At 33.5% G+C, this 25,012-nt stretch carries 17 protein-coding genes; 10 read left to right on the top strand and 7 right to left on the bottom strand.

Translation table 11 applies throughout. The annotated features are described in order from the left end of the window. The first annotated feature begins 120 nt into the window (after positions 1-120). The gene (locus tag Q0921_RS06355; RefSeq protein ID WP_299255036.1) at positions 121-945 is read left to right on the top strand and encodes a carboxypeptidase-like regulatory domain-containing protein; all 825 of its coding nucleotides are present in this window, start codon (positions 121-123) and stop codon (positions 943-945) included. A gap of 175 nt (positions 946-1,120) precedes the next feature. Here Q0921_RS06355 and Q0921_RS06350 read toward each other — a convergent pair whose 3' ends face one another. The 4 genes from Q0921_RS06350 to Q0921_RS06335 are packed head-to-tail and all read right to left on the bottom strand — an operon-like array spanning position 1,121 to position 4,490. Next, on the bottom strand, positions 1,121-1,960 hold the full coding sequence (locus tag Q0921_RS06350; RefSeq protein WP_299255033.1) for an alpha/beta hydrolase: 840 nt from the start codon (positions 1,958-1,960) through the stop codon (positions 1,121-1,123). Beyond that, entirely contained in the window at positions 1,957-2,325 is a 369-nt protein-coding gene (locus Q0921_RS06345; protein ID WP_299255030.1) for a cupin domain-containing protein, read from the bottom strand. The genes Q0921_RS06350 and Q0921_RS06345 overlap by 4 nt, the downstream gene beginning before the upstream one ends. An 18-nt stretch (positions 2,326-2,343) precedes the next feature. Beyond that, positions 2,344-2,910, bottom strand: coding sequence for a hypothetical protein (locus Q0921_RS06340; RefSeq protein ID WP_299255028.1), 567 nt, complete (start codon positions 2,908-2,910; stop codon positions 2,344-2,346). A 44-nt stretch (positions 2,911-2,954) separates the two neighbouring features. After that, on the bottom strand, positions 2,955-4,490 hold the full coding sequence (locus tag Q0921_RS06335; RefSeq protein WP_299255025.1) for a helicase HerA-like domain-containing protein: 1,536 nt from the start codon (positions 4,488-4,490) through the stop codon (positions 2,955-2,957). Positions 4,491-4,649: 159 nt separating this feature from the next. Here Q0921_RS06335 and Q0921_RS06330 point away from each other — a divergent pair, with 159 nt between their 5' ends. Both Q0921_RS06330 and Q0921_RS06325 read left to right on the top strand, forming a co-directional pair. Continuing rightward, positions 4,650-5,105, top strand: a complete 456-nt coding sequence (locus tag Q0921_RS06330; RefSeq protein ID WP_299255022.1) for a RidA family protein — start codon at positions 4,650-4,652, stop codon at positions 5,103-5,105. A 135-nt stretch (positions 5,106-5,240) separates the two neighbouring features. Then, on the top strand, positions 5,241-5,870 hold the full coding sequence (locus Q0921_RS06325; protein WP_299255019.1) for a 7-carboxy-7-deazaguanine synthase QueE: 630 nt from the start codon (positions 5,241-5,243) through the stop codon (positions 5,868-5,870). Between the two features lie 1,408 nt (positions 5,871-7,278). Here Q0921_RS06325 and Q0921_RS06320 read toward each other — a convergent pair. Then, on the bottom strand, positions 7,279-7,812 hold the full coding sequence (locus tag Q0921_RS06320; protein ID WP_299255016.1) for a DUF2911 domain-containing protein: 534 nt from the start codon (positions 7,810-7,812) through the stop codon (positions 7,279-7,281). A 258-nt stretch (positions 7,813-8,070) separates the two neighbouring features. On the opposite strand from Q0921_RS06320, the gene asnB reads away from it, so the two are divergent. Next, entirely contained in the window at positions 8,071-9,756 is a 1,686-nt protein-coding gene (asnB, locus tag Q0921_RS06315; protein WP_299256115.1) for an asparagine synthase B, read from the top strand. 126 nt (positions 9,757-9,882) lie between these two features. Here asnB and Q0921_RS06310 read toward each other — a convergent pair whose 3' ends face one another. Then, positions 9,883-11,022, bottom strand: coding sequence for a M12 family metallopeptidase (locus tag Q0921_RS06310; RefSeq protein WP_299255013.1), 1,140 nt, complete (start codon positions 11,020-11,022; stop codon positions 9,883-9,885). A 512-nt stretch (positions 11,023-11,534) separates the two neighbouring features. Here Q0921_RS06310 and gyrB point away from each other — a divergent pair. The 5 genes from gyrB (at position 11,535) to secDF (ending at position 19,760) form a co-directional block, all read left to right on the top strand. Further along, the gene (gene gyrB, locus Q0921_RS06305) at positions 11,535-13,475 is read left to right on the top strand and encodes a DNA topoisomerase (ATP-hydrolyzing) subunit B (protein ID WP_299255009.1); all 1,941 of its coding nucleotides are present in this window, start codon (positions 11,535-11,537) and stop codon (positions 13,473-13,475) included. Between the two features lie 187 nt (positions 13,476-13,662). Then, complete coding sequence (locus Q0921_RS06300; protein WP_299255006.1) at positions 13,663-14,664, top strand: DUF6588 family protein; 1,002 nt, start codon at positions 13,663-13,665, stop codon at positions 14,662-14,664. Positions 14,665-14,771: 107 nt separating this feature from the next. Then, positions 14,772-15,698: a malate dehydrogenase gene (mdh, locus tag Q0921_RS06295; protein ID WP_299255003.1), complete on the top strand. Its 927-nt coding sequence runs from the start codon at positions 14,772-14,774 to the stop codon at positions 15,696-15,698. Between the two features lie 176 nt (positions 15,699-15,874). Beyond that, positions 15,875-16,498 (top strand): hypothetical protein, encoded by a 624-nt coding sequence (locus tag Q0921_RS06290; RefSeq protein ID WP_299255000.1) that lies wholly within the window; start codon positions 15,875-15,877, stop codon positions 16,496-16,498. Positions 16,499-16,724: 226 nt separating this feature from the next. Next, positions 16,725-19,760 (top strand): protein translocase subunit SecDF, encoded by a 3,036-nt coding sequence (gene secDF, locus Q0921_RS06285; protein ID WP_299254997.1) that lies wholly within the window; start codon positions 16,725-16,727, stop codon positions 19,758-19,760. Between the two features lie 89 nt (positions 19,761-19,849). On the opposite strand, the gene Q0921_RS06280 is transcribed toward secDF, so the two are convergent. Next, complete coding sequence (locus tag Q0921_RS06280; RefSeq protein ID WP_299254994.1) at positions 19,850-20,623, bottom strand: DUF1206 domain-containing protein; 774 nt, start codon at positions 20,621-20,623, stop codon at positions 19,850-19,852. A gap of 693 nt (positions 20,624-21,316) precedes the next feature. On the opposite strand from Q0921_RS06280, the gene Q0921_RS06275 reads away from it, so the two are divergent. Next, the gene (locus Q0921_RS06275; protein ID WP_299254991.1) at positions 21,317-25,003 is read left to right on the top strand and encodes a starch-binding protein; all 3,687 of its coding nucleotides are present in this window, start codon (positions 21,317-21,319) and stop codon (positions 25,001-25,003) included. Positions 25,004-25,012 lie beyond the last annotated feature (9 nt).

The raw sequence follows: 25,012 nt of genomic DNA, 5'->3' as shown, positions 1-25,012 counted from the left end.
AAAAGTAAATTGAAAATACCGATATATTCAATTCTTTAAAAAAATTAGTTGGGATTAATACAAATTATCATACTCTTGAAATATTTCAAAATTAATCCAGTCATTTAGGAAAATTAATAAATGAAAAAAATCAAAATCAGTATTTTATTTCTCCTTATTAATCTTTCTCTTTTTGCGCAGAATTCGGTAGTGGGAATCTTGAAGGACTCAGAAACAGGGCAACCAATTTCTTATGTGAATATTGGAATTGTGGAAAAGGATAAGGGAACGCTCTCAACCGAGGAAGGTAAATTTGAACTCGAAATACCGTTGGACTTAATGAATGACACAATAAAATTATCATCTATCGGCTATCAATCAAAGTCTATGATAGCAAAGGAATTTGTAGCAATATTGAAAGCAAATTCAATTATTGGACTTCTACCTAAAGTCACGGAATTGAATGAAGTTGTGGTTATAAACAAAAAACTGAAGAAAAAAATACTTGGGAATAAGACCAAATCTAAAAAGATGAGAGGGGCATTTAATAACGCTGTAGCTGGAAACGAAGTCGGAATAAAAATAAAAATTAAAGATAGCCCAACCTATGTTAAAAAATTTCACACTAACGTTGTATCAAATACGAGCGAAAAAGTGAAATTTAGATTGAATTTCTATAGTTTAAAAGACGGTTTACCTTACGAGAAAATAATCAAAGAGGATATAATATTCTCAGTTAATGTAAAAGAAGGACAATTTACCTTAGACCTTAAAGAATACAATATAGTTGTGGAAGAAGATTTCTACTCTACAATTGAATTATTGGAAAATCAAAAACCTGAGGAGAAGTTGTTCTTTTCAGCTGGACTATTGGGAAATACTATGGTGTATAGATATACAAGCCAAGGGGAATGGACAAAATCAAATACGGTCGGAATTGGATTTAACTACACGGTAAAATATTGACGAAAAATCTATGTGACTAACGATTTGTTTTATAATGTATATGTTGCCTGATGTATGTAGGGTTACTATACAATAGGTTTTATCATTTTATATTAAGAAATTATACTTACTACAATAAATAAAAATGACAAAAAGTTTCTATACTCTTATACCATAGTAATTTTAGCAAGGTTGATTATTTCTTTACAAAATCAATAATCATATCATCGACTTCATCAAAGAATAAAGAGTGCCCAAAATTTTCTGTTGTAATGAATTTCACATTACTCCAGTTTTTGTGGATCTTCTCTGCGCCAGAATATGGAGCTATTTCATCGTATTTGTCATGTATCAGTAATCCGGGATGCTTTATGCTTTTTGCAAACGCTGCAATAGAAAATTCTTCAAAATGAAAGCCAAATTGATTTTTGAAATACTGACTTAATGCTTCCATGAATTTATCAGAAAGCTTTAATGTTTTTTGATAGCCTTCCATTATAACAGACAATTCTGTTGGAGGCGCTAGTACTACTAACTTTTCTATTTCTGGATTTGGAAACTTAAATTGATGAAATATAGTGGTCATTCCGCCAACAGAATGACCAATAATGTAATTAGGTCGATACAGCTCTACTATTTTTTGGAGACATTGTGCATATAAAGGAACGCTAAGTGTTTTACCAGAAGAATTACCGTGTGCAGGCGCATCAAAAGCTATGATGTTATAGTTTTGTTGATGTAGTTTTTCTATAAGTGTTTTCCATCGATGACTATTACTATCCCATCCATGTACCATTAGTATAGTTTCTCCCATATTAGGCCAACGATAGGTTTGTAGATAATTTCCATCTACAGAAATAACTTCATCTTCTGCTTCTTCCAGAAAGTATTCCTGATCTGGTAATATTTTTCCTTTTAGTGGTGTGGAGAATAAAATATATGCTTTCTGTAACGCCTTTTTCTTATTAAAAAAAAACAGAAGTAAAAGTTGTTTTCCAATGAAAATCGGGATGTACTTTTTTAACTTTTCCTTCATAATTCTTCTCTATGTACAGACTCTATAGAAAATGCAGGAAGGCAAATCGCAATATACTCGCATGATGATTCGAAAGGGTTCGCATATTGAATTCTTGTGTTTTTTTCGATTTTAATCGATTGCCCAGATTCTAGAACTACCTTTTCACCATCTATTATAAACTGTTTTTTTCCACGAATTACATAAGTGTATTCATCAAATTCAGGTGTTTGGAATGGTTCGCTCCAGCCGGGTGGTACGATCATATGAGCAATGCTAACTTGAGAATTACCGTCAGTTGCTTTTCCAAAATGTTCTTCAATTATTTTTCCATCTGTGGTAGGCACTACAAATGGTGATTTCTGAATTTGATATTTCTTACTCATAGGACTAATGGTCAGAATTTAATTCGCATCCCAGTTGATTATAAAATACTTAATTGTTGCAGAGTCAGGTATTTGGGAAGCATCAATTTTTTTATCAGTATTAAACTTAAGTTCGCTCGGCAATTCTTTTTTGTCAATGGTTATGGATGCTTGTATGCTATCAACAAAGATGACTGCAGCACTCAGTGTATTACTAATTTTGGTAATACTGTAATTGTCTTTAATATCTTTAAAAACTCCATCCACCGATAATCCTGATACAGTTTTATATCTCGGATCGATAATCTGAACACTTTCGATAACAGATGTTGGATTGTTCTCTTCTCTGGGTTCTATTGCTAATAGTTTTACTCCACCTTTTTCATAAATTTCAATCGTGTTAGAAACACTTAAGTATTGACTGTTTTTAGACATTTTCACAATAGAATCACTTGCGTAAATCGAATCTAATTGATTTATTTTTATTGTATTGGTTAATTTTCCTATTCGATTATAAGAAATTTCGAAAGGGTCTTGCTTTTTGTCATTCTTACAACTTAATAACGTTATACAAATAAGTAAAAGGCAACTGATTTTTTTAGACATAATAAGTTAATTATCCTAAGGTTAAACAAAGATTTGTGTTGTATTTAGCGTAATAATTTATTTAGAACTCCCAAAGCTCCTCTAATAAAGGTAGCACTTGTCAATACTTTGATGACAGCTTTTTCGGTAGTACTGGATCTTCTACTTCCTGAACGCGAATTTGATGATTTTCGATTTAGTTTTTCTCGTTCTTTTTTCGCAGCGGCTTTGGCTTCTTCAGCTTCAGCTTTTTCTATTTTTTTATTAAGAATTTCATAGGCACTTTCTCTATCAATATCTTCATTATATTTCTTAGAAAGTGTAGATTTTTTTAATAATTTTTTTAATTCAGTTTCCGAAAGGATATCCATCCTACTCATTGGTGCTCTTAGCATAGTTGCTGCAAGTGGTGTTGGACGACCTTTTTCATCAAGAGCCGATACCAAAGCTTCTCCAATACCTAACGATGTTAGTATTTCTTTAGTATCATAATATTCAGAAATTGGATAGTTTTCTGCCGTAAGTTTAATAGCCTTACGATCCTTTGCTGTAAAAGCTCTTAGCGCATGCTGTACCTTTAGTCCTAATTGACCTAAAATACCATCTGGCACATCTGTGGGATTCTGGGTAACAAAATAAAGACCAACCCCTTTAGATCGTATTAACTTTACAATACTTTCTATCTGATCCATAAGAGCATTAGAAGCTTGCTTAAATATCAAATGTGCCTCATCCAGGAAAATTATCAATTCAGGTCTTCCGCTATCTCCTTGTTCCGGAAACGTACTATATACCTCCGCCAGAAGACTAAGCATAAATGTAGAAAATAGTTTTGGTCTATCTTGGATATCCGTTAATCTTAAGATGTTTATAAAGCCTCTACCATCATCATCAACTCTGCATAAGTCTTGTACATCAAAAGATCGTTCTCCAAAAAATGCATCTGCTCCTTGTTGTTCTAACGCTACTATTTTACGAAGTATAGAACCTGTAGATGCTGTAGAAATTCTTCCATAATCTTTTTCTAATGCTGATTTCCCCTCACGAGTCGCGAACTGAAGTACCTTTTTTAGATCTTTTAAATCTAATAATGGTAATTTGTTATCATCACAATATTTAAAAATAATAGAAATAATACCAGCTTGTGTTTCAGTGACATCTAGTATTCTGGAAAACAAAACTGGGCCGAATTCACTTACAGTTGCTCTAAGTCGAACTCCATCTTGTTCTGATAATGAAAGAATTTCTACGGGAAAATCTTTTGCTGTGAATGGAATTCCTATTTTTTCATGTCGGTCATTAATTTTTGGATGACCTGGACTAGCGGCTGCTATTCCACTAAGATCTCCTTTGATATCCATAAGAAGAACGGGGATGCCTTTTTCACTTAGATTCTCTGCAAGAACTTGTAATGTTTTAGTTTTACCGGTTCCAGTAGCGCCCGCAATAAGTCCATGTCTATTTAATGTTTTCAGTGGAATCTTGACGTGAGCATTTGTTACGGTCTCTCCATTATGCATTGCTGCACCTAAGGCGATAAAATCACCTTTGGTAGTATATCCTTTATTTATATGATCAAAAAAATCCTGATTACTACTCATAGTTGATATAAATTTTGATAAAAATAGGAATCTTACGTATTCTATCGAAATGAATGTGATTTTGTTTTGGGTAAATTTATAATTTTTAAATCAATAAGTAGAGCTGTGGAAAATTATAGTTTATTTTTATGTGTTATAAATCATTAACCTCCTTATATAATGAAAAAGATATATTTATTAATAATTTTTGTTGCCTTTTTGTTTAGCTGTAATAATAGTTCTGATTCTAAAACTCCCATCATTTTTCATAATACTCATGAACCTAAGAAGGTTAATGCTCCATTTTCTGATGCTGTACAAGTGGGAGATTTATATTTTCTTTCTGGTCAGATAGGAATGGATCATTCAACACGTAAATTAGTAGTTGGAGGTATCGCAGAGGAAACAAAACAAACTCTTGAAAATATTAAAGCCGTTCTAAAGCAGCATGATATGGAGATGAATAATGTGGTTAAGTGTACAGTTATACTTGCGGACATAAAAGATTTTGCTGCGTTTAATGAGATTTATAAGACCTACTTTCCTCAAAAACCGGCGAGAACTACCTTTGCGGCTAAAGGTTTAGCAGTAGGAGCAAAGATCGAAATAGAATGTGTAGCAGTCAGGTCTGAATAAAATTTACATACAATTTGGATTTTGTATTTTATTTAAAATCAAATTCTATGTAAATTTTAGGACTAAGTAATCTTATTTTAAGATTCGTAATTCGTCATTCATCTTTCGTAATTTATTATCTACCTTTGCAGCCTTATGCAAGAAAGTACAGAGAAATTGGTGAATGAGGGTAAGATGCTTCCGCTTATGGAAGAATTTTATACCATACAAGGAGAAGGGTATCATAAAGGTACTGCTGCTTATTTTGTAAGAATTGGTGGCTGTGATGTTGGATGTCATTGGTGTGATGTAAAAGAGAGCTGGAACGCAGAGTTGCATCCACCTACTACAACGGATATTATTGTGGAGAATGCAGTAAAATATAGTAATGTAGTGGTTGTTACAGGCGGAGAACCATTGACTTGGGATATGACAGAGCTAACCAAAGGGTTAAAAAAGAAAGGTGCTAAAACCCATATCGAAACATCAGGCGCGTATCCACTAACTGGTCATTGGGATTGGATATGTCTGTCACCAAAAAAAGTAAAACTTCCTAAACAGGAAATATATAGTGAAGCTCATGAGCTAAAGTGCATTATCTACAATAAAAGTGATTTTGATTTTGCAGAAGAACAAGCAGCACAAGTTTCTGACAATTGTGTGTTGTATCTACAACCTGAATGGAGTGTTAGAGATAAGATAATTCCATTAATAGTAAATTATGTAATGGAAAATCCTAAATGGAAGGTGTCATTACAGACTCATAAGTACCTGAATATTCCTTAATTAACATATTTTGATTACGGTTTTTTAGTTTTTTAAGACAATTAAAAAATTGATTTTCAGTAATTTACGGTTTAGCCATAGAAATAAGGGGAATATTCCTTTGTTCCATGTTATTAAAAGTAAGAATAAGACTACTAGATTTGATTGGTCTTTTTTCGTTAGTAGTTTTTAATCGATGTTACGCGTTTTTTTGTCAAAAATAAATATTTTTTAACATATATATTTGATAATCATTAAAGTAGTTGTTAATTTTATGTAAATAATCTAAAACAAGATACTATGAGAAATTTTTACACTATTTTAAGTTCGCAATTTAAGTCTGTTATAAGCTTTATTAAGGAATTGCCTTCTGCTTCAAGCCATGTAATAAGACATTAATTATTTATAATACATAAAACCCAAATTCTATGTATTTCATAAAATTGTAAAAGGGATTATCATTCAGATAATCCCTTTTTATATGTACTTTACTATTCTACATTTTTTTAATTACTCTGTTATTTAGGAATAATTGATAAATTCTCAAAATTCAAAATCTTCTAATGTTTATGACGTGTATTTGGCGTTCACAAATGGTATGTTTTAATCTAATATCTTTCTTTAGGAATAATGTTGACTCTTAATAGCTTAAAAAACAGGGGTATAAATCCCCTTGTTTCGTATTCTTGCCTGTAGGATAATTCTTCATAATTTAACATAAAGATATCTGATTATGTCTTTATGTCTGATATAGATGATTTTATGTCTAAAATTTGAATTTCTATATGTTAATTTTTTTTAATCATATCAAATAGCGATTTATATTTGCATAACAAATTAAAAATCAAACAATTATGAAATTATTTTACGGTATGATGACAATAGATGCTAAAGCATTAATGAATTTTTTGAAGGAATTGCCTTCTGCTAGTAGTAATGCTATCCATAGGTAATCAAATTGGTAGATGTTAATTTAAAGTGACTAACTTAGAAAGGGAAAGAATAGTAATGTTGTCGTTTAGTCAAAAATAAATTTATATCGTTTGCTAGAAAACACGATGAAAATGTAGGAATTGATTTTACTAGTATAAATGAAATTCACGTCTTTAATCGATCAAACATTACTCTACGTCTAAAAGTACTTACGTATTTTGTTAAAAATGTTGATTTTGAATCTTTTAGGTGTTATATTGTAAACAATTAAATTGGAAATATTATGGGGCTATTTTACACTAAATTCAGATTAACTTTTAGGATTGTCATGGACTTTCTTAAAGAATTACCAGGAGCGTCTAGTAACGCTATTCACAGATAGTTATTATTTCAGTGAAATAATTATACCTTTTTAGTCAAAAGGTAAATTAAAAAAATAGAAACGAGGTTAATTGATTTTAACCTCGTTTTACTTTTAGTTTAGTATGTTATCGATTTAGTTGTAGAAAGGAACTTCTAATCTAGTCGTTTCCCATCCTAGTACCATGTGATATCCTTTATCTACTTTTTTGAAAGCAATAGAAAACGCTTCTAATTCGTCACCTTTTCCTACTGGAACTTTAATTCTGGCTACATCTTTACTTTCATCATAAGTATAGGCGCCCCATACGTCCAGATCAGAGTTTAAAATGATGGTCCATTCTTTTTCTCCAGGTATTGTAAACAAAGAATAAGTTCCGGCTTTTACTACTCCATCGCCTAATTTCGTGTCCTTAAAAAGTTTTATTTCAGTAGCTTCATCAGCCCCTGTTCTCCAAACTTTCCCGTAAGGAACCTTATCACCTAACATAGTTCTTCCTTTTTTCTGTGGTCTGCTATAAATTACCTTGATATCAGGTTTAGCATTCCTATCAGCTTTTGCATAAGAAATATCTGTTGGGCTTTTCTGCATTCCTGCAAATTTCTGAGCATTCATGCTAGTTACAGTTCCTAAAAACATTATAACTGCCAGTAAGAGTGATTTTTTCATAATTCGTGATTTTATTTTCTTAATTGTCGTAAAGATATATAGGAACATACATGGGAAATGTTAATCCTCTCATTAAATTCTGTTAAAAGAGTTAAATAACAAGTTGATAGTTTTAGTATGTATTTTTAATGTTTGTAGTTATTTTTTGAAACTAATAGTATTTTTTTTATTTAAATTTGTAACTAATAATGGCTTTTATGTTTAAATAATGTAACTATAATGCCATATTTGACTTCTCAATTAATAGAAAAGAAAAATATGTGTGGAATAGTTTGCGCTTTTGAATTAAAAGAAAAAGCAGAGGTGTTAAGACCTCAGTTATTAGAGATGTCAAAGAGGATACGTCATAGAGGTCCAGATTGGAGTGGTATTTATTCTGATGAAAAAGCAATCTTGGCTCATGAAAGATTGGCAATAGTTGATCCTGTATCGGGTAAACAACCTTTGTTTAGCGAGGACAAGAAGTTAGTGTTAGCAGCTAATGGTGAGATATATAATCACGGGGAAATCCGTAAGGAGTTTGAAGGTAAATATAGTTTTCAAACGGAGTCTGATTGCGAAGTTATTTTAGCTTTATATAAGGAGAAGGGGACTGATTTTTTAGATGATCTAAACGGTATTTTTGCGTTTGCACTTTATGATGCAGAGAAAGATTCATATTTAATTGCGAGGGATCATATGGGTGTTATCCCCTTATATATGGGTTGGGATCAAAATGGGACTTTTTATGTGGCATCAGAGTTAAAAGCTTTAGAAGGAGTTTGTGCTAAGATAGAATTGTTTCCACCAGGACATTACTTAGATAGTAAGAGTGGAGAATTAACAAAATGGTATATCAGAGATTGGTCGGATTTTGATGCGGTAAAAGATAACGAAACAAGTATTGATGAATTAAGAGATGCTCTAGAAGCTGCTGTACATAGGCAACTAATGTCTGATGTGCCATATGGAGTATTGTTATCTGGAGGTTTAGATTCTTCAGTGACATCAGCGATAGCTAAGAAATACTCTGAGAAAAGAGTGGAATCGGGTGATACCAAAGAAGCCTGGTGGCCACAATTACATTCTTTTTCTGTAGGGTTAGAAGGGTCGCCAGATCTTGCTGCTGCACAAAAAGTGGCTGATCATATAGGAACAATACATCATGAGATCAAATTTACTATTCAGGAAGGGTTAGATGCTATTAAGGATGTAATTTATAACTTAGAAACATATGATATTACTACGATTAGAGCATCAACGCCGATGTATTTGATGGCTAGGGTGATAAAATCTATGGGAGTGAAAATGGTTCTTTCTGGTGAAGGTGCGGATGAAATTTTTGGTGGTTACCTGTATTTCCATAAAGCACCGAATGCACAAGAGTTTCACGAGGAAACAGTTCGTAAATTGGATAAACTTCATATGTATGACTGTTTACGAGCTAATAAATCTTTGGCAGCTTGGGGAATAGAAGGAAGAGTCCCTTTTTTGGATAAAGAATTCATGGATGTCGCAATGCGTATTAATCCACAGGATAAAATGATTAATGGAGAACGAATGGAGAAGTGGGTAATTCGTAAAGCTTTTGAATCTTATTTACCAGAAAGTGTAGCTTGGAGACAAAAAGAACAATTCTCTGATGGAGTAGGGTATAGTTGGATTGATACATTAAAAGAGGTGGTAGAGACGGAAGTGACAGATGAACAAATGTCAAATGCGCATTTCAGGTTCCCGATTCAAACACCACAAAATAAAGAAGAATTTTATTACAGAACTATATTCGAAGGTCATTTTCCTAGTGATGCTGCAGCATTAAGTGTTCCACAAGAGCCATCTGTGGCATGCAGTACAAAAATTGCTTTAGAATGGGATGAGGCTTTTAAGAATATGAATGACCCAAGTGGGAGAGCAGTGGCAAATGTTCATGATGATGCTTACCTATTAGGAGAAGTTGTTCAATAAAATAGTATATCGAAGAAATTTAAAGATTTCAGCTTGAGTCGCTGAAAGTTGAGTTAATTGAGATGTGAAAACCCTGAGAAAATTTCTCAGGGTTTTTTTTGTATAATTTTATTGGAACAATATAGTTTAATTACTTCCGCAACGACCTTGGTTAGACCATCTTCTATTGTCTTGTAGTGTGTATAAAGAACCGTTGTACGTTACCTGATTACCAGGAGAATAATTCCTGTTACTGCTGTAAGCGTCAATACCTTCACAAATATCTGCTGTTTGGGTATCACCACACTTCCCAATCTGATTCCAGCTATTAAAATCTCTTTCATATAGAAATCCTTGGTAAGTAACTTTATCGCCTACATTGTATCGAATGTTACGAGACCATTCTTCAATTCCTTCGCATATATCGTTTCCATCACCACCGCCATCTCCACCAGGGTATAGTAAATTAGTGCCAGCAATATCTCCAGCAGATAGTCTACCGTTAAAAGGAATACGAGTTCCATCTAATTCAAGCATTACTGGTTGTCCGTTCTTACTAAATGTAAAACTACTGTAAATCATTATAGATTGTACATCAAAAGCCCCAGGGTTTACAGAGTTACTACTAATTCTAAATTGACTGATAGCACCATTTTGTATGTTTTCAGGGAAAATTCGTACAAATTGATCTCTATCGCTTCTATTTTGTTCGTGTAAGTATCCAAGTGTATGTCCTATCTCGTGGGTCATAACTCCAGTTCCAGTTCTAACTCCCATATTAATAGTTCCTCTAGTTCCTTGAACTCCTAAACTAGCATTTGCACAATTACAATTGTCTCCATTATTTCTAATGGTAACATAATAGCTTTCATTCGTTCGTTCTTTAAACTTGATATTAGTTTTAGAAGACCATTGCTCTATAGATTCTAGAGTAACCTGTCTTTGGTTAGAAGTTAAATTACTACTTAAAACATAGATAATTGTGTTATTAGGCCATTTTGTTACTCCAGGAGCTAGTCCTAGTTTTTCAACTTCTCCAGGAACAGAATTAAAATCAAAATCACCATTGTCGAACATGCTTTCATTATAGATCACATCACCAGCAATATATTCCCCATTACCAATGGACTCTACATATATAGCTTCCCCAAGAAAAGATTTTTTTTCTAGTTGGATATTGTCAATTTGTTCTGACTCTTCAAAATCTTCGTTCGTACAAGAGCTTGCTAAAAGCCCTAAGCAGATGAAAGCAGCTTTACCGAAATTCATTAAATTTTTAGTTTTCATTTTAAAAAAATTAGTTGAGTTTGTGTTTTAATTCTCATTTATTCTAGCAGCACTGTTGCTGTGTTCTTTTAACGATAGGTTTTTGTAATATTGTAAATAGGCTTGCTAAAATATTCGGCTTTTAGTATTCGTAAGCGTTGATTGAGAAACCGTAGTTGTCAAAACTTCTATTGACTTATTTTATTTTGAATAAATATGGTTAAGTGATGACTTTTTTAAAGTTACGAGAAGAAATAATTGTTGTTTTTCTATAGAATATTTTTTTTATTAATGTGTTTATTTACAAAGTGTTGTGTTTGCTTTTTGTAAAGAAACTGAATTATTAATTTAATCTTAAATCGATTTTAAGACTATTTTTATCGCTTTTAAGAGCATTTTTTATTTTTCTGGTAGTTGTTCTTAACTAATTGTTGATAACTCTTTAAATCATATCCTACAAAACGCTTTGTACATTTCTCTCTTTTTTTATCTTTGTTTGTTGACCAAAAATTGTAATTAATTAAAGCTGATTTATGAGCGAAGAAGCAAATAAAAATAATTATTCTGCCGATAGTATTCAGGCGTTAGAGGGAATGGAACATGTTCGTATGCGTCCATCGATGTATATTGGAGATGTTGGAGTTAGAGGTTTACATCATTTGGTATATGAAGTTGTTGATAACTCCATTGATGAAGCTATGGGAGGTTATTGTGATACTATTGATGTTACAATAAATGAAGATAACTCTATCACTACCAGAGATAATGGTCGAGGAATTCCAATCGGGATTCATAAAAAAGAAGGTGTCTCTGCGTTAGAAGTTGTAATGACTAAGATTGGAGCAGGAGGTAAGTTTGATAAAGACTCTTATAAAGTATCCGGAGGATTACACGGAGTTGGTGTTTCTTGTGTGAATGCCCTTTCTGATCATCTACACGCAATAGTGCATAAGGATGGTAAAGTATGGGAACAAGAATATGAAAAGGGAAAACCGTTGTATCCAGTAAAATCAACTGGAGATACTGATTTTAACGGTACTATAGTTACTTTTAGACCAGATCCTACAATTTTTCAGCAGACCTTAGAGTATAATTATGATACTTTGGCAAGTCGTATGAGGGAATTATCATATCTTAATAAAGGGATAACTATCACTTTGACGGATAAGCGCCATACCGACGATGAAGGGAATCATGTTGTAGAAACGTTTCATTCTAAAGAAGGATTAAAGGAATTTGTTCGGTTTTTAGATACAAGTCGTAGTGCTATTATAGGACATGTGATTTCTATGGAGGGAGAGAAGAATGATATTCCTGTAGAGGTGGCAATGATTTATAATGATTCATATGCCGAGAATCTTCATTCTTATGTAAATAATATAAATACCCACGAAGGAGGAACACATCTTTCAGGATTTAGAAGAGGTCTTACTTCTACCCTTAAAAAGTATGCAGATGCTTCTGGAATGCTTGATAAACTCAAATTTGAAATTGCAGGGGATGATTTTAGAGAAGGTCTTACGGCAATTGTTTCTGTAAAAGTGCAGGAGCCACAATTTGAAGGGCAAACAAAAACTAAATTAGGAAACAGAGAAGTTACTTCTGCGGTTTCTCAGGCAGTTTCTGAGATGTTAGAAAACTATCTTGAAGAAAATCCTAATGATGCTAAAACGATTGTTCAGAAAGTAATTCTTGCGGCTCAAGCGCGTCACGCGGCTAAAAAAGCTCGTGAAATGGTTCAGCGTAAGACTGTGATGAGTATAGGAGGTCTTCCTGGTAAACTATCTGACTGTTCGGAACAAGATCCAGCTTTGTGTGAGGTATTCCTTGTCGAGGGAGATTCTGCAGGTGGAACGGCAAAACAAGGTCGTGATCGTATGTTTCAGGCAATTCTTCCATTACGTGGTAAGATTCTTAATGTAGAAAAGGCGATGCACCACAAAGTGTTTGAGAATGAAGAAATCAAAAATATCTTTACTGCTTTAGGTGTAACTATTGGTACAGAAGAAGACAGTAAAGCTCTTAATCTATCTAAATTACGCTATCATAAAGTGGTAATAATGTGTGATGCGGATGTGGATGGTAGTCATATTTCTACGTTGATTCTAACATTCTTTTTCCGTTATATGAAAGAATTAATAGAAGCTGGTCATATTTATATTGCTGCACCACCATTATATTTGGTAAAAAAAGGAACTAAGAAGCAATATGCATGGAACGATGATCAACGTGATATAATTGTAAAAGAATTTGGGGAAAGTTCTAAGATACAGCGTTATAAGGGTCTTGGGGAGATGAATGCGGAACAACTTTGGGATACCACTATGAATCCTGAATTTAGAACTATGCGTCAGGTAACTATAGATAATTTAACGGAAGCAGATAGGATTTTCTCAATGTTGATGGGTGATGAGGTGCCTCCTCGTAGGGAGTTTATTGAGAAAAATGCAGTTTATGCTAATATTGATGCTTAATAATAAGTGTTACTAAATAATTTAGAATGAAATCCGTTGTACACTGTATAGCGGATTTTTTTATATATTGTTGCGCCTATAAAAACCCAAATCTTATGAAATGAGCATGCTAAAGCATTTCGATGTTGTTCGAATATTTAGCTATGTGAATTCCATCTGATTATTGAATAACAATACATACAAACAGATGAAAAAAGCGATACTACTTTTTATGATGCTTTTAATTAAGATGTCATATGCCCAAACCAATGTAGATCAATTACTAGAATTAGGTATAGAAAACGCACAACGTTTCAGTACAGATTACTTCGCTCCTGCTGGAGAAGCATTAGTGAATGGCATGTCTAATGGTTGGTATAAAACGGCTAAGGTTAAGAAATTGTGGCGTTTTGAAGTTGGTTTTATTGGTAATCTGTCTTTTGTAAGAGAGGATAAGCAATCATTCATTCTTAATACAGCAGAATATGATGGTGTAGATTTTAGAGAAGGACCAGATAGTCAAGTGGTTGCAAATGCTTTTGGGGGTGATCGAGGAGATATTGTTGTTGTGTTGGATCAAGGTCAATTAGGACAAGTAGAAGTGACACTTCCTGATGGGATTGGAGATAAAGAAGTTAATATAACGCCTACAGGTTTTCTTCAAGCCTCTATGGGTGTATCAAGAAGTACAGAGATTAAAGCAAGGTTTTTGCCTAAAATTGCCGTAAGGGAAAATACAAAAGTTTTTCTTTATGGACTAGCTGTACAGCACGAGCTAACCGATTGGATTTTTTCCTGGAAAAGACTTCCATTTAGGTTTTCTGGATTAATAGGATATACCAGTGTAAGAGGGTTTTATGATTTTGCTGCAGATAGTGGAATAGATGGAGACGATCAGGAAATACGATTAAAATCTAATTCCTGGTTGGTGAGTGGTATTATTTCTACAAAACTTCCTAAATTTAATTTTTATGGTGGGTTTGGGTATTATACAGGAAATAGTACAGCGGATATTTTGGGTACATATAGAGTGCAAAATGGACCTTTAGCTTCACAAACTGTAGAAGATCCCATTTCTGTAGATAATAAAACCTCAGGTCTTAAGGCAACTATTGGTGCAAATGTGAAATTAGGATTCTTCAGAGCTAACTTAGATTATACACTTCAGAACTATCAAAACCTTTCTATTGGATTGAATTTTGGTTGGTAATTTAACTAAGAATTCACAAACAAAATCCTTAAAGAATTTGTATTTTCGCGCTAATATTGAAGAAATTCAATAAGTAAGTAAATAGTAATCAAAAATATATAGAGATAATGAAAGTTACAGTAGTAGGAGCTGGTGCAGTAGGTGCAAGTTGCGCCGAGTATATCGCCATTAAGGATTTTGCTTCAGAAGTAGTATTATTGGATATCAAAGAAGGATATGCAGAAGGTAAAGCAATGGACTTAATGCAGACGGCTTCTTTAAATGGATTTGATACCAAAATTACAGGAACTACCAATGATTATTCTAAAACTGCAGGAAGTGATATTGCTGTAATTACATCAGGTATTCCTCGTAAACCAGGAATGACTAGAGAAGAATTGATTGGTATTAATGCTGGGATTGTAAAAGCGGTTTCTTCTAGTTTGATCGAACATTCTCCAAATGCAATTATCATTGTAGTAAGTAATCCTATGGATACGATGACATATCTTGTTCATAAAACTACGGATCTTCCTAAAAGTAGAATTATCGGTATGGGTGGTGCTTTAGATAGCGCTCGTTTCAAATACAGATTAGCAGAAGCATTAGGAGCTCCTATTTCTGATGTTGATGGAATGGTTATAGGTGGACATAGTGATAAAGGTATGGTGCCACTTACAAGATTGGCAACTAGAAACAGTGTGCCAGTTTCAGAATTTATCTCTGATGATCGTTTAGAGCAAGTTGCTGCTGATACTAAAGTTGGTGGAGCTACACTTACTGGATTGTTGGGTACATCTGCTTGGTATGCACCTGGAGCTGCGGTTTCTGGTTTAGTTCAGGCTATTGCTTGTGACCAGAAAAAGATTTTCCCTTGTTCAGTTTTGTTAGAGGGTGAATATGGGCTAAATGATCTATGTATCGGAGCACCTGTCGTATTAGGCAGAAATGGTATAGAGAAAATAGTGGAGATAGAACTTAGTGAGGCTGAAAAAGCAAAACTTATAGAAAGTGCAGAAGGAGTTAAGAAAACAAATGGATTATTAGAACTATAATATATTTCAATTCTTTATAAATAATATAACAAAAGCCGCAATAAAGCGGCTTTTGTTGTTTTAAGTGATAATTTATTAATAATTCAAATTATACTTTTCTTAATCACTTTTAATTTCCAATATATATTTATTTAAAGACTCTAGAAATGCCGTTTTAATTTTTCTATCTTTGCGGCATGAAGAAGGAATGGTACTTCAGGATTTTGATAACTGCTTTCGCATTACTTGTGGTAATGCAGCAGCAAACCGTTGTACCTAATCAGGAAATTGTTCTAGAATTTACTGATATCAAAGTTACTTCTGCAGAGGCTCAAAATGCGATTGCAATTGTAAAAAAACAATTAGAATCTATTGGAGTTAAAAACACAAGAATATCCGAAGAACTGCATAATGGTACGCTCAAAATTAGTTATTATAGTGATGCAGATGTAGCGAGCATAAAAAGAATACTTGCTGAAACAGAAAATGTGGAGCTTGATCACGTTTTTTATGATCAGAATGAAGAGGATACGGATAAATTCCCTTTAGAAAATAATGAAGCAGATTACAGTCTTAATGTATATGAAATCCAGACAGGAACAGATATTAATACTGATTTTAATGGTATCTATGTTTTACAGATAAAACAAAAACAAGATAGAGCATCTGGCTCATATACATATGGCTTTGCAGAAGACGCGCACACCAATCATATGAATAGATTGGTGAAAACGGCTCAAAAGATTAATAGACCTATTGCTATAACAACAGGTAACACTTCATATCAGATTCCAGAAGTAAGAGCTGGGCCAATTTCCTAATAAAGGAAGTGATTTTTTATAAAACGCCTTATTCCAAAAGATTTTAAAAGTTAAAAGCAAATAGTGATCATTCAACTCTTTGTGCTACTCTTAACTTTTAAATAAAGCTAATGTCTAAATTTTGACAGAGCTTTCTAATTACAGAATATTAATAAACTAGTAATCGTTGAGTCTTGAGTGATTGTAATAATCATTTGTTTGAAAGATTCGACTAAAATAAACAACAATGCAAAATAAAGGACTTGTTAGAGTGTTTGCGATTTTATTTGGATTGGTATGTCTTTACCAATTATCGTTTACATATTTAACATATACAAAAGAAAAGGAAGCTGAGAATTATGCCTTAGCAAAATATCCAGAGGCAGATGCTTCCAAATTAAGAGAAACAGCAGAAAAAAGCTACTTGGATTCTATAGGAAAGGATCCGATTTTTGCAAATTTTAGCTACAATGATGCCAAAGGGAAAGAACTTAATAAAGGACTTGACCTTAAAGGGGGAATCAATGTGATTCTTCAGATTTCAGTAAGAGATATCTTAGAAGGGTTAGCTAATAAATCTAAGAACCCTGCTTTTGTTCAGGCATTAGATGCAGCTGATGAAACGCAGAAAAATAGTCAGAATACATATGTAGAGGATTTCTTTATTGAGTTCGAAAAAATTCCGGATGCACAATTAGCGTCACCTGATATTTTCGCAAATAAGAACTTAAGTGATGATATCACTTTTGATATGACTAATGATATAGTAAAGCCTGTTCTGAAAAGAAAGATAGATGAATCAGTAACTTCTGCATTCGAGGTATTGCGTAAGCGTATTGATAAGTTTGGAGTTACACAACCTAATATCCAGCGTTTAGGTGAGTCCGGTCGTATTTTGGTGGAATTGCCAGGAGCAAAAGATGTAGACCGTGTTAAGAAGCTTTTACAAAGTACTGCTCAGTTAGAGTTTTGGGATGTTGAAGGTTCTCAGGAACTTGGGCTTTTTCTAAACAGAATGAATGAAAAGCTTAAAAAGGAATTAGAAGCTAAGGATGGTAAAGAAGAGGTTAAAGAAACGGCAGTAAAAGATACTACCGCTTCAGAAATTGCTGATTCAGAAAAAGTATTAGATACTGTTCAAGCAGATACTACAAAATCTGATGCAGATGCTGAGATCGAAAAGTTATTGGCTGATTCTGAAGATTCTACTGATATAGCATCACAAGTAAATCCAATTAATGATTTAGCAGGTCCTCCATCAGTTCCTGGAGCGTTGATTTCTGTAGCGCTTAAGGATGTAGAGCAGTTTGATAAGTATTTAGAAAGAAAAGATATCAGAGCTTTATTGCCTCAAGCTTTGCGATATACTAGGTTCGCTTGGAGCAAGCCTGAAAAAGAAGGAGAAAGAGTAGATTTATATGCATTAAAAGGGAATCGTGATGATGTTCCAGAATTAAGTGGAGGTGTAATTACAGATGCAGCCCAGACCTATGATCAGATTAATAATGTAGTGGTTACCATGCAGATGGATGGTAAGGGAGCTAAGAAATGGGCAGAAATGACCGGAAGAGCTTCTCAGACCAGAGGCCAGATAGCTATTGTGTTAGATAATATTGTGTATTCTGCTCCAGGTGTTTCTAAAGGGGCAATTACAGGAGGTAGAAGTGAAATTTCTGGAGACTTCGATGTTGAAGAAGGACAGGATTTAGCAAATGTTTTGAGAGCTGGTAAATTACCTGCTTCAGCGGATATTATTCAGAGTGAAGTAGTAGGGCCGTCTTTAGGGCAAGAAGCTATTGATAGTGGTGTGATGTCTTTTGGGATTGCATTGGTATTGATCTTAATCTGGATGATCTTTTATTACGGTAAGGCGGGGGCTTTTGCGGATGTTGCTTTGGTGGTAAATATTTTATTTATTTTTGGAGTATTAGCTGGGTTAAAAGCGGTACTAACATTACCTGGTATTGCGGGTATTGTATTAACGATTGGTATGTCTGTAGATGCAAACGTGCTTATCTTCGAAAGAATTAAAGAAGAACTTGCTAAAGGTAAATCCCAGGTAGATGCGATCAAGGACGGTTTCAATAACGCATTATCGTCTATACTAGATGCTAACATTACTACTGGTCTTACTGGTTTAATCCTTTTGTTTTTTGGTACTGGTCCGATTAAAGGATTTGCAACTACTTTATTAATAGGTATTCTTACTTCATTATTTACAGCAATATTTATTACTCGATTATTTATTGATGGATATGGCAAAAACGGTAAAGAATTAGCATTTTCTACAGCTGCAACTAAGAATTTATTTAAGAATGTAAATATTGACTTCTTAAAAAAGAGAAAAATTGCATACGGTATTTCAGCTATTATTGTATTAGCTGGTTTAGGTTCTCTGTTTACACAAGGTTTAGATGAAGGTGTTGATTTTGTTGGAGGTAGATCATATACAGTTCGTTTTGCTAAAGATGTTGTGCCTACAGATGTAGAAAAAGTGTTGGTAGCTAAATTTGGTAGTGCGCAGGCAAAAACCTTAGGCGCTGATAATCAATTAAAGATTACAACCAAATATAAGGTAGATGAAACCGGTGAAGAGGTTGATTCAGAGATTTCTAATTCATTATTTACTGCATTGAAACCTTATTTAACAGAGGGAATGTCTTATGATGAATTCTCAAATGATGATGAGGATAAACAAGTAGGGATTATGCGTTCTATGAAGGTAGGACCAACAATTGCGGATGATATTCAGCAAGCTGCTTATATATCTGTTATTGGATCACTAATCGTAGTGTTCTTATATATCTTATTCAGATTTAGAAGATGGCAGTTTAGTTTAGGTGCAGTAGCCGCGGTATTCCATGATGTATTAGTTGTATTAGGGATCTTTTCTCTTACATGGAAATTTATGCCATTTAATATGGAAATAGATCAAGCATTTATTGCTGCTATATTGACCGTTGTAGGGTATTCATTGAATGATACTGTGGTAGTATTTGATAGAATTAGAGAATATCTCGCAGAACATACAGGTTGGTCATTAGATAAAAACGTTAATGCTGCATTAAACAGCACATTAGGGCGTACGTTAAATACGTCATTAACAACCTTATTAGTATTGATCGCGATATTTATTTTTGCGGAGCCATTAAGAGGATTTATGTTCTCATTAATTATTGGTGTGCTAGTAGGTACGTATTCTTCATTATTCATTGCAACTCCTGTAATGTATGATACAGTGAAGAAAGTAGGTCTAAAAGAAAAGAAGAAAACTGAAGAGTAAACATCTTCTGGTTTAATAATAAAAATTCCGTGCGTTGAGAAATGCACGGAATTTTTTTTCTCGTTTTTTTCTTCATTAGTTAATTGTATTTAGTCATCAAAAGATCTAAACTTTGCTATAGTGAACATATAAATGCCATAACAAATAAGACCTAAGGCAACTAATCCAAAAATCCAAGGTCCAGAAGTGTTTTGTTGTATAAAAGAAAAAGCTTCTGTAGTTCCTTTCATTTCTTCTGAAGCGGATGAAGTATTTATTCCTCCTTCAATAAAAAAATATGCTATAATTCCGACAACAATACCGCGAGAAATTAATCCAGCATATCCAATCCGTTTTAAATTTTTTTTTCTGGTTACACTTGATATCTCGGAAATATTAAGTTTTTTCAAAAAATCGCCTTTATAAACCTTTATAAATTGATATATACTTTTTATAGCTAAGGCAATTCCAATAGCTATAAAGATGTGTGTTGAGTAATCTCCGAAATTAGAAGAATTCTTTCTACTACTAGAATCTTTGAAAATTTCAATAATAGAAAACATTCCCAATGCTAAATACACAGTGCCACTTATGAAAAAGCTAATTCTTTTTGCAATTCCTTTGCTATCAGATCCAATTCCTTCTGGATCAGAAAGACTTTGCATAAACCTCCAAACAGCATAGCAAATTAGTCCAATTCCTAAAATCCCTAGGATTATCTTGCCAAAAGATTGCTCTTCTAAGAATTGAATTATTTGTAATTTACCTGCTTTTTGACCTCCAAGGTTGAATGCTGTCATAAAGGCTAATATTCCTGTTAGCGCGTATACCGAGCCCTTCGCACCATAACCTACTCTGGCAACTATTTTGAGTTTTTTATCCATATTGTAATTTTGTATTTGATTTTCAAAAGGTTATATGGAAAATTAAATATATTCTGATTATGATTTGTGCTGTAAACAAATCATGATTGTCGCATTTCGTTTTTGAACGATATAAAATAGCAGCTACTATTTTATATAACAGTTTTAACATGTATAGAGTTCCTTATATCATAAATAGTGTTTTTTGTTACTGGTTCTTTTGCTTGATACCTTATTTGTAAAAAAAACATACTCCTTTTACTATTTTATTAGTGTTATAAAAATGTTCTTTTTATCCGTGCTCTCCTTTTGTTAATCTATTGAAGATTTGATTTTCTTAATTTTCAGGTTACAATTTTAGAGAACCTTTTCTTTTTGTTAACACTATATCGTTTGCGTAACAATTGAATAAGAAATTAATTTTTTTAATTACCTACATTTGAAAATATCATTATTAAATAGTTAATTTTTTGATTCATTGATAGTTTAAAAATGTGATATAAAATAACAGCGATATACTTTTTAGTATTATGTAGTTGTATATAATCGAAAGTTTTAGTTATTATTTTTTGATACCGATTATACGGAAATATTTATAAGTAGTTTGCAAATGTAAGATCTGGGAAAACTTTCTTTGCAGGTAATAGTTGTTTTTTGGAATATATACATGCTGTTAACAGCATAATACAATTATATATTTAACACACAAGATTCATGAAAAACACTAACTTATTTTTACTACTGCTATTTGTCTATTCTGGCATAGTAGCACAACAAGTCCACACTTCTTATTTGTGGCATATGCAACAACCGAATTATTGGCCGGAAAAAAGTAAAGAAAACCCAAATCGCTATCAGACCGTTTTAGAATCTCATAATTTAAAAACTTCTGGTGATTCATGGAATATATATGAGGATGGAATAAGCCATCCGCTAAACAATTTGGAAGAGATTTTTGGAAAGTATGATCGCGTAAAAGCATATCAATACGGTCCCAAGAACTCAGTACAAACATTATTAGGGTTACCTAATGGAGGAGCGCAAGTTAATTACTCAGGTTGCCTAATAGAAAATGTAAACAGTCTAGGAAATGCTGGTGTTTGGGGGTATAGTCAAGGTTGGGAAAATAATTTTATAGAAGCTAAAAACTGGAAAACATCCGGGGGTCAGCCTAGGATGGACCTTACGGGATTTACATTTCATCATGCCTTAGCTCCATTAATAAGTGAACGAGCCTTGAGAATGGAATTAAAAACTCATAAATTAATAATGACAGAAACTTTTGGAGGTGAATATTCTAAAGGTTTTTGGCCAGCAGAATGTTCATTTTCGGAAAGAATTATTAAAGTTTTGGTAGAAGAAGGTTTTCAGTGGTCTGTTATTGCTAATAGCCATTTATCTCGTACGCTGAACGATTATCCATTAGATTATGGTACATCTGGAGTTAATATTGATCCGCCTAATGCAGCTGATAAAGTAGCTACAAATGGTCAGAATTGGTGGAAAGGTCAGATTGATGGAAGAGGGGGTACTTTCGCCGCTCCATATTGTTATCAAGCGCACAAAGCACAATATGTTGATCCAGAAACTGGTCAAGCATATAAAATGGATGTAGTTCCGATGGCGGATTTGTTGAGTTATCAGAATGGATTTAGTTCTATGGGAACAGGAGAAATCGATGCTAATATCGCTCCTTTTAGTAATTCTAGTCAACCATCAATGGTACTACTTGCTCACGATGGTGATAATGCTTGGGGAGGTGGAGATAGCTATTACCAGGAATCAGTACCTGGTTTTGCTAATGCAGCAGCTTCTAAAGGGTATGACCCTACTACAATCCAGCAATTCTTAAATTCTTATCCAGTTCCAGAAAATGATATTGTAAAAGTAGAAGATGGATCTTGGGTTAATGCAGCAAATGATTGGGGTCATCCTCAATTTATTAATTGGCTATGGCCGTTATATGATACCGTAGACTATAAGTTTAATCCTAATGGGTGGACAGAAGATGCTAGAAACTGGGCTGTAATTACAGCTGCAGAAAATTATGTATTAACAGCAGAAGACAATAGTGATGGAGTAGATATAGCTAAAGTCATTGACCCTTCTTTCGGAGCTTCTAATGCAGAAAAAGCTTGGCATTTTTTCTTACCATCTTTGACCAGTGGTTATATGTATTACGGAAAGGCAATTGACATGGAAGTAAAGCAAACTTTAGCAGGTAATATTGCAATAGAACATGCAAAAGCTGAAATAGGAGATACACCAAATCAAGATAATACAGCACCTTCTGTATTTATACCGCAGCGTTTTCCGTACAATCCAGGAGGTAAAGGTTTTGGACCTATATATGCATATCAAGAAGTTCAGAATACTTCTGATTTTCATGTTTGGACATTTGCCTATGATGTAAGTGGATTGGCGTCAGTAGAATTAAAATACAGAACGGATAATGATGGTAAGAATCCTATCTCTGACAATATTAATGATACATATTCGGGAGGAGAAGGTGTAAGTTCATGGAATAGCCAATCAATGACCCAAAAACAATTTCCTAAAGGAAATATAACACAAGATCCAGAAATCGATTTCTTTATAGAACCAACGGCTATTGCAGATTTATGCTATGCGGAGATTAAGGGATTGTCTGATGTATTAGTAGATTATTACGTAGAAGTCGTAGATACTAAGGGTAATGTATTTAAGACGCCTATTCAACATGTTTATGTCGGCGGGTTTAATAGTAGTGATGAAGTAACGCTTACTGTTACTCCAGATCCTGGAAATTACGATGATGCTATTGTTGTAGAGATGGAAGCTTCAACAACTGCCGATATTGGCGGGGTAGAAATTTATTACACTCTAGATGGATCAATGCCAAATCAAGCAAGTATGAAGTATATAACTTCTTTTGACATTGGAAATAGCAATAGTGAACCAATCAAATTAAAAGTGATAGCGTACGATGCTGATGGAAATGCATCGGAGGTAATTACTAGAAATTATACATTTGGTGATTTACCTTCTTACGATATTCATTTTAAGAATACTTCTAACTGGAATCAAGTATTTGTGTATGCATTTGATAAAAGTAATAATGAAGCACTATCAGGATGGAATTGGCCGGGTAAGTCAATGGCTAAAGAGCAAGATTCGCCATGGTATATTGCTACCATAGCAGAATCTGTAGAAGTTGGTCTTGTTTTTACAAATGGAAATGGAGAACAGTCTGATGATCAGTTTAGAAACGTAGACGGCTGGTATGTGTATTCAGAAAATATGTGGTATGATGAATGCCCTTCGGATTGTCCGGGAGTTTTGGGATTACCAGAAGTATCGGTTACTATTCCAGGAGGATCGTATCAAGGAAATGTATCAGTTAATTTAACTGCAACTAATCAGGGAGTAATTTATTATACTACAGATGGAACGGAACCTTCTGATTCAAGTAGTTTATATCAAGATGAAATAACTTTTACTGAAAATACAACTTTAAAAGCTATTGCGTATAATAGTAGTGGCCAGTCTGCGATTATTTCTGAGACTTATACTATTACAGAAGTACAATCGTACACTATTCATTATCGAAATATATCCAATTGGAATGATGTCTATGTCTATTTATATGATAAAAACACAAACCAGCCATTGCCTGGATGGAGTTGGCCAGGTAAATCAATGAATAGAGAACAATCTTCTCAGTGGTATTCATTTTTAATTGAAGAAACTCTAGAGCTTGGCATTGTTTTTAATAATAATAACAATGGAGGTCAATCAGATGATTTAACTAGAACAGTAGATGGGTGGTATGATCCATCCACCAATCAATGGTATGATTTGTGTCCAACTGCTTGCCCAGGTGAAGTTTCTGGTAATGAATTGATAATCCATTATAATAATAACAATACAAATTGGAACCCTGTAACACTGTATTATTGGGAAACAACTCCTGGATCTTTAACTACTTCTTGGCCTGGCGTTTCAATGACAGATGCAGATGGAGATGGGTGGTATGAATATACGTTATCAGGTGTAGAATGTGCAAAAGTTATTTTTAGTACAAATGGAGGACAACAGACAGAAGATTTAGAAATTTGTGGAGAAGGAAGGTATGATAATGGTTGGGTAATTAATTCATTAAATAAAGCACCTGAGGCAACTACAACTTTAATTTCTTCACCGTACCCTAATCCTTTTCAGAATGAAATTAATTTTAATCTATTAGGAGAAGTTAAATCTCTCAATATTACTGTTAGAGACGTGAAAGGAGCATTGTATTACTCCGATACCGTATCTAGTGAGAATGGAACAATAGCAATACCTCTTAATGTTACAAAAGGAATATATTTTGTAAAATTAAGTAATAAGACTATTAATAAGGTTGTGAAAGTTATTAAATAAATTCCCCAA

Origin of the sequence: uncultured Aquimarina sp. (assembly GCF_947496855.1) — a bacterium.
GTDB lineage: Bacteria > Bacteroidota > Bacteroidia > Flavobacteriales > Flavobacteriaceae > Aquimarina.
This window is presented reverse-complemented; position numbering and strand designations above follow the sequence as displayed.

Bases quoted from the DNA above. Each gene is read 5' to 3' on its own strand.
- gyrB (WP_299255009.1), top strand. From the start codon at position 11,535: ATGAGCGAAGAAGCAAATAAAAATAATTATTCTGCCGATAGTATTCAG.
- mdh (WP_299255003.1), top strand. From the start codon at position 14,772: ATGAAAGTTACAGTAGTAGGAGCTGGTGCAGTAGGTGCAAGTTGCGCC.
- Q0921_RS06310 (WP_299255013.1), bottom strand. From the start codon at position 11,022: ATGAAAACTAAAAATTTAATGAATTTCGGTAAAGCTGCTTTCATCTGC.
- Q0921_RS06345 (WP_299255030.1), bottom strand. From the start codon at position 2,325: ATGAGTAAGAAATATCAAATTCAGAAATCACCATTTGTAGTGCCTACC.
- Q0921_RS06355 (WP_299255036.1), top strand. From the start codon at position 121: ATGAAAAAAATCAAAATCAGTATTTTATTTCTCCTTATTAATCTTTCT.
- Q0921_RS06300 (WP_299255006.1), top strand. From the start codon at position 13,663: ATGAAAAAAGCGATACTACTTTTTATGATGCTTTTAATTAAGATGTCA.
- Q0921_RS06290 (WP_299255000.1), top strand. From the start codon at position 15,875: ATGAAGAAGGAATGGTACTTCAGGATTTTGATAACTGCTTTCGCATTA.
- Q0921_RS06340 (WP_299255028.1), bottom strand. From the start codon at position 2,910: ATGTCTAAAAAAATCAGTTGCCTTTTACTTATTTGTATAACGTTATTA.
- Q0921_RS06275 (WP_299254991.1), top strand. From the start codon at position 21,317: ATGAAAAACACTAACTTATTTTTACTACTGCTATTTGTCTATTCTGGC.
- Q0921_RS06350 (WP_299255033.1), bottom strand. From the start codon at position 1,960: ATGAAGGAAAAGTTAAAAAAGTACATCCCGATTTTCATTGGAAAACAA.
- Q0921_RS06280 (WP_299254994.1), bottom strand. From the start codon at position 20,623: ATGGATAAAAAACTCAAAATAGTTGCCAGAGTAGGTTATGGTGCGAAG.
- Q0921_RS06335 (WP_299255025.1), bottom strand. From the start codon at position 4,490: ATGAGTAGTAATCAGGATTTTTTTGATCATATAAATAAAGGATATACT.
- Q0921_RS06320 (WP_299255016.1), bottom strand. From the start codon at position 7,812: ATGAAAAAATCACTCTTACTGGCAGTTATAATGTTTTTAGGAACTGTA.
- secDF (WP_299254997.1), top strand. From the start codon at position 16,725: ATGCAAAATAAAGGACTTGTTAGAGTGTTTGCGATTTTATTTGGATTG.
- Q0921_RS06325 (WP_299255019.1), top strand. From the start codon at position 5,241: ATGCAAGAAAGTACAGAGAAATTGGTGAATGAGGGTAAGATGCTTCCG.
- asnB (WP_299256115.1), top strand. From the start codon at position 8,071: ATGTGTGGAATAGTTTGCGCTTTTGAATTAAAAGAAAAAGCAGAGGTG.
- Q0921_RS06330 (WP_299255022.1), top strand. From the start codon at position 4,650: ATGAAAAAGATATATTTATTAATAATTTTTGTTGCCTTTTTGTTTAGC.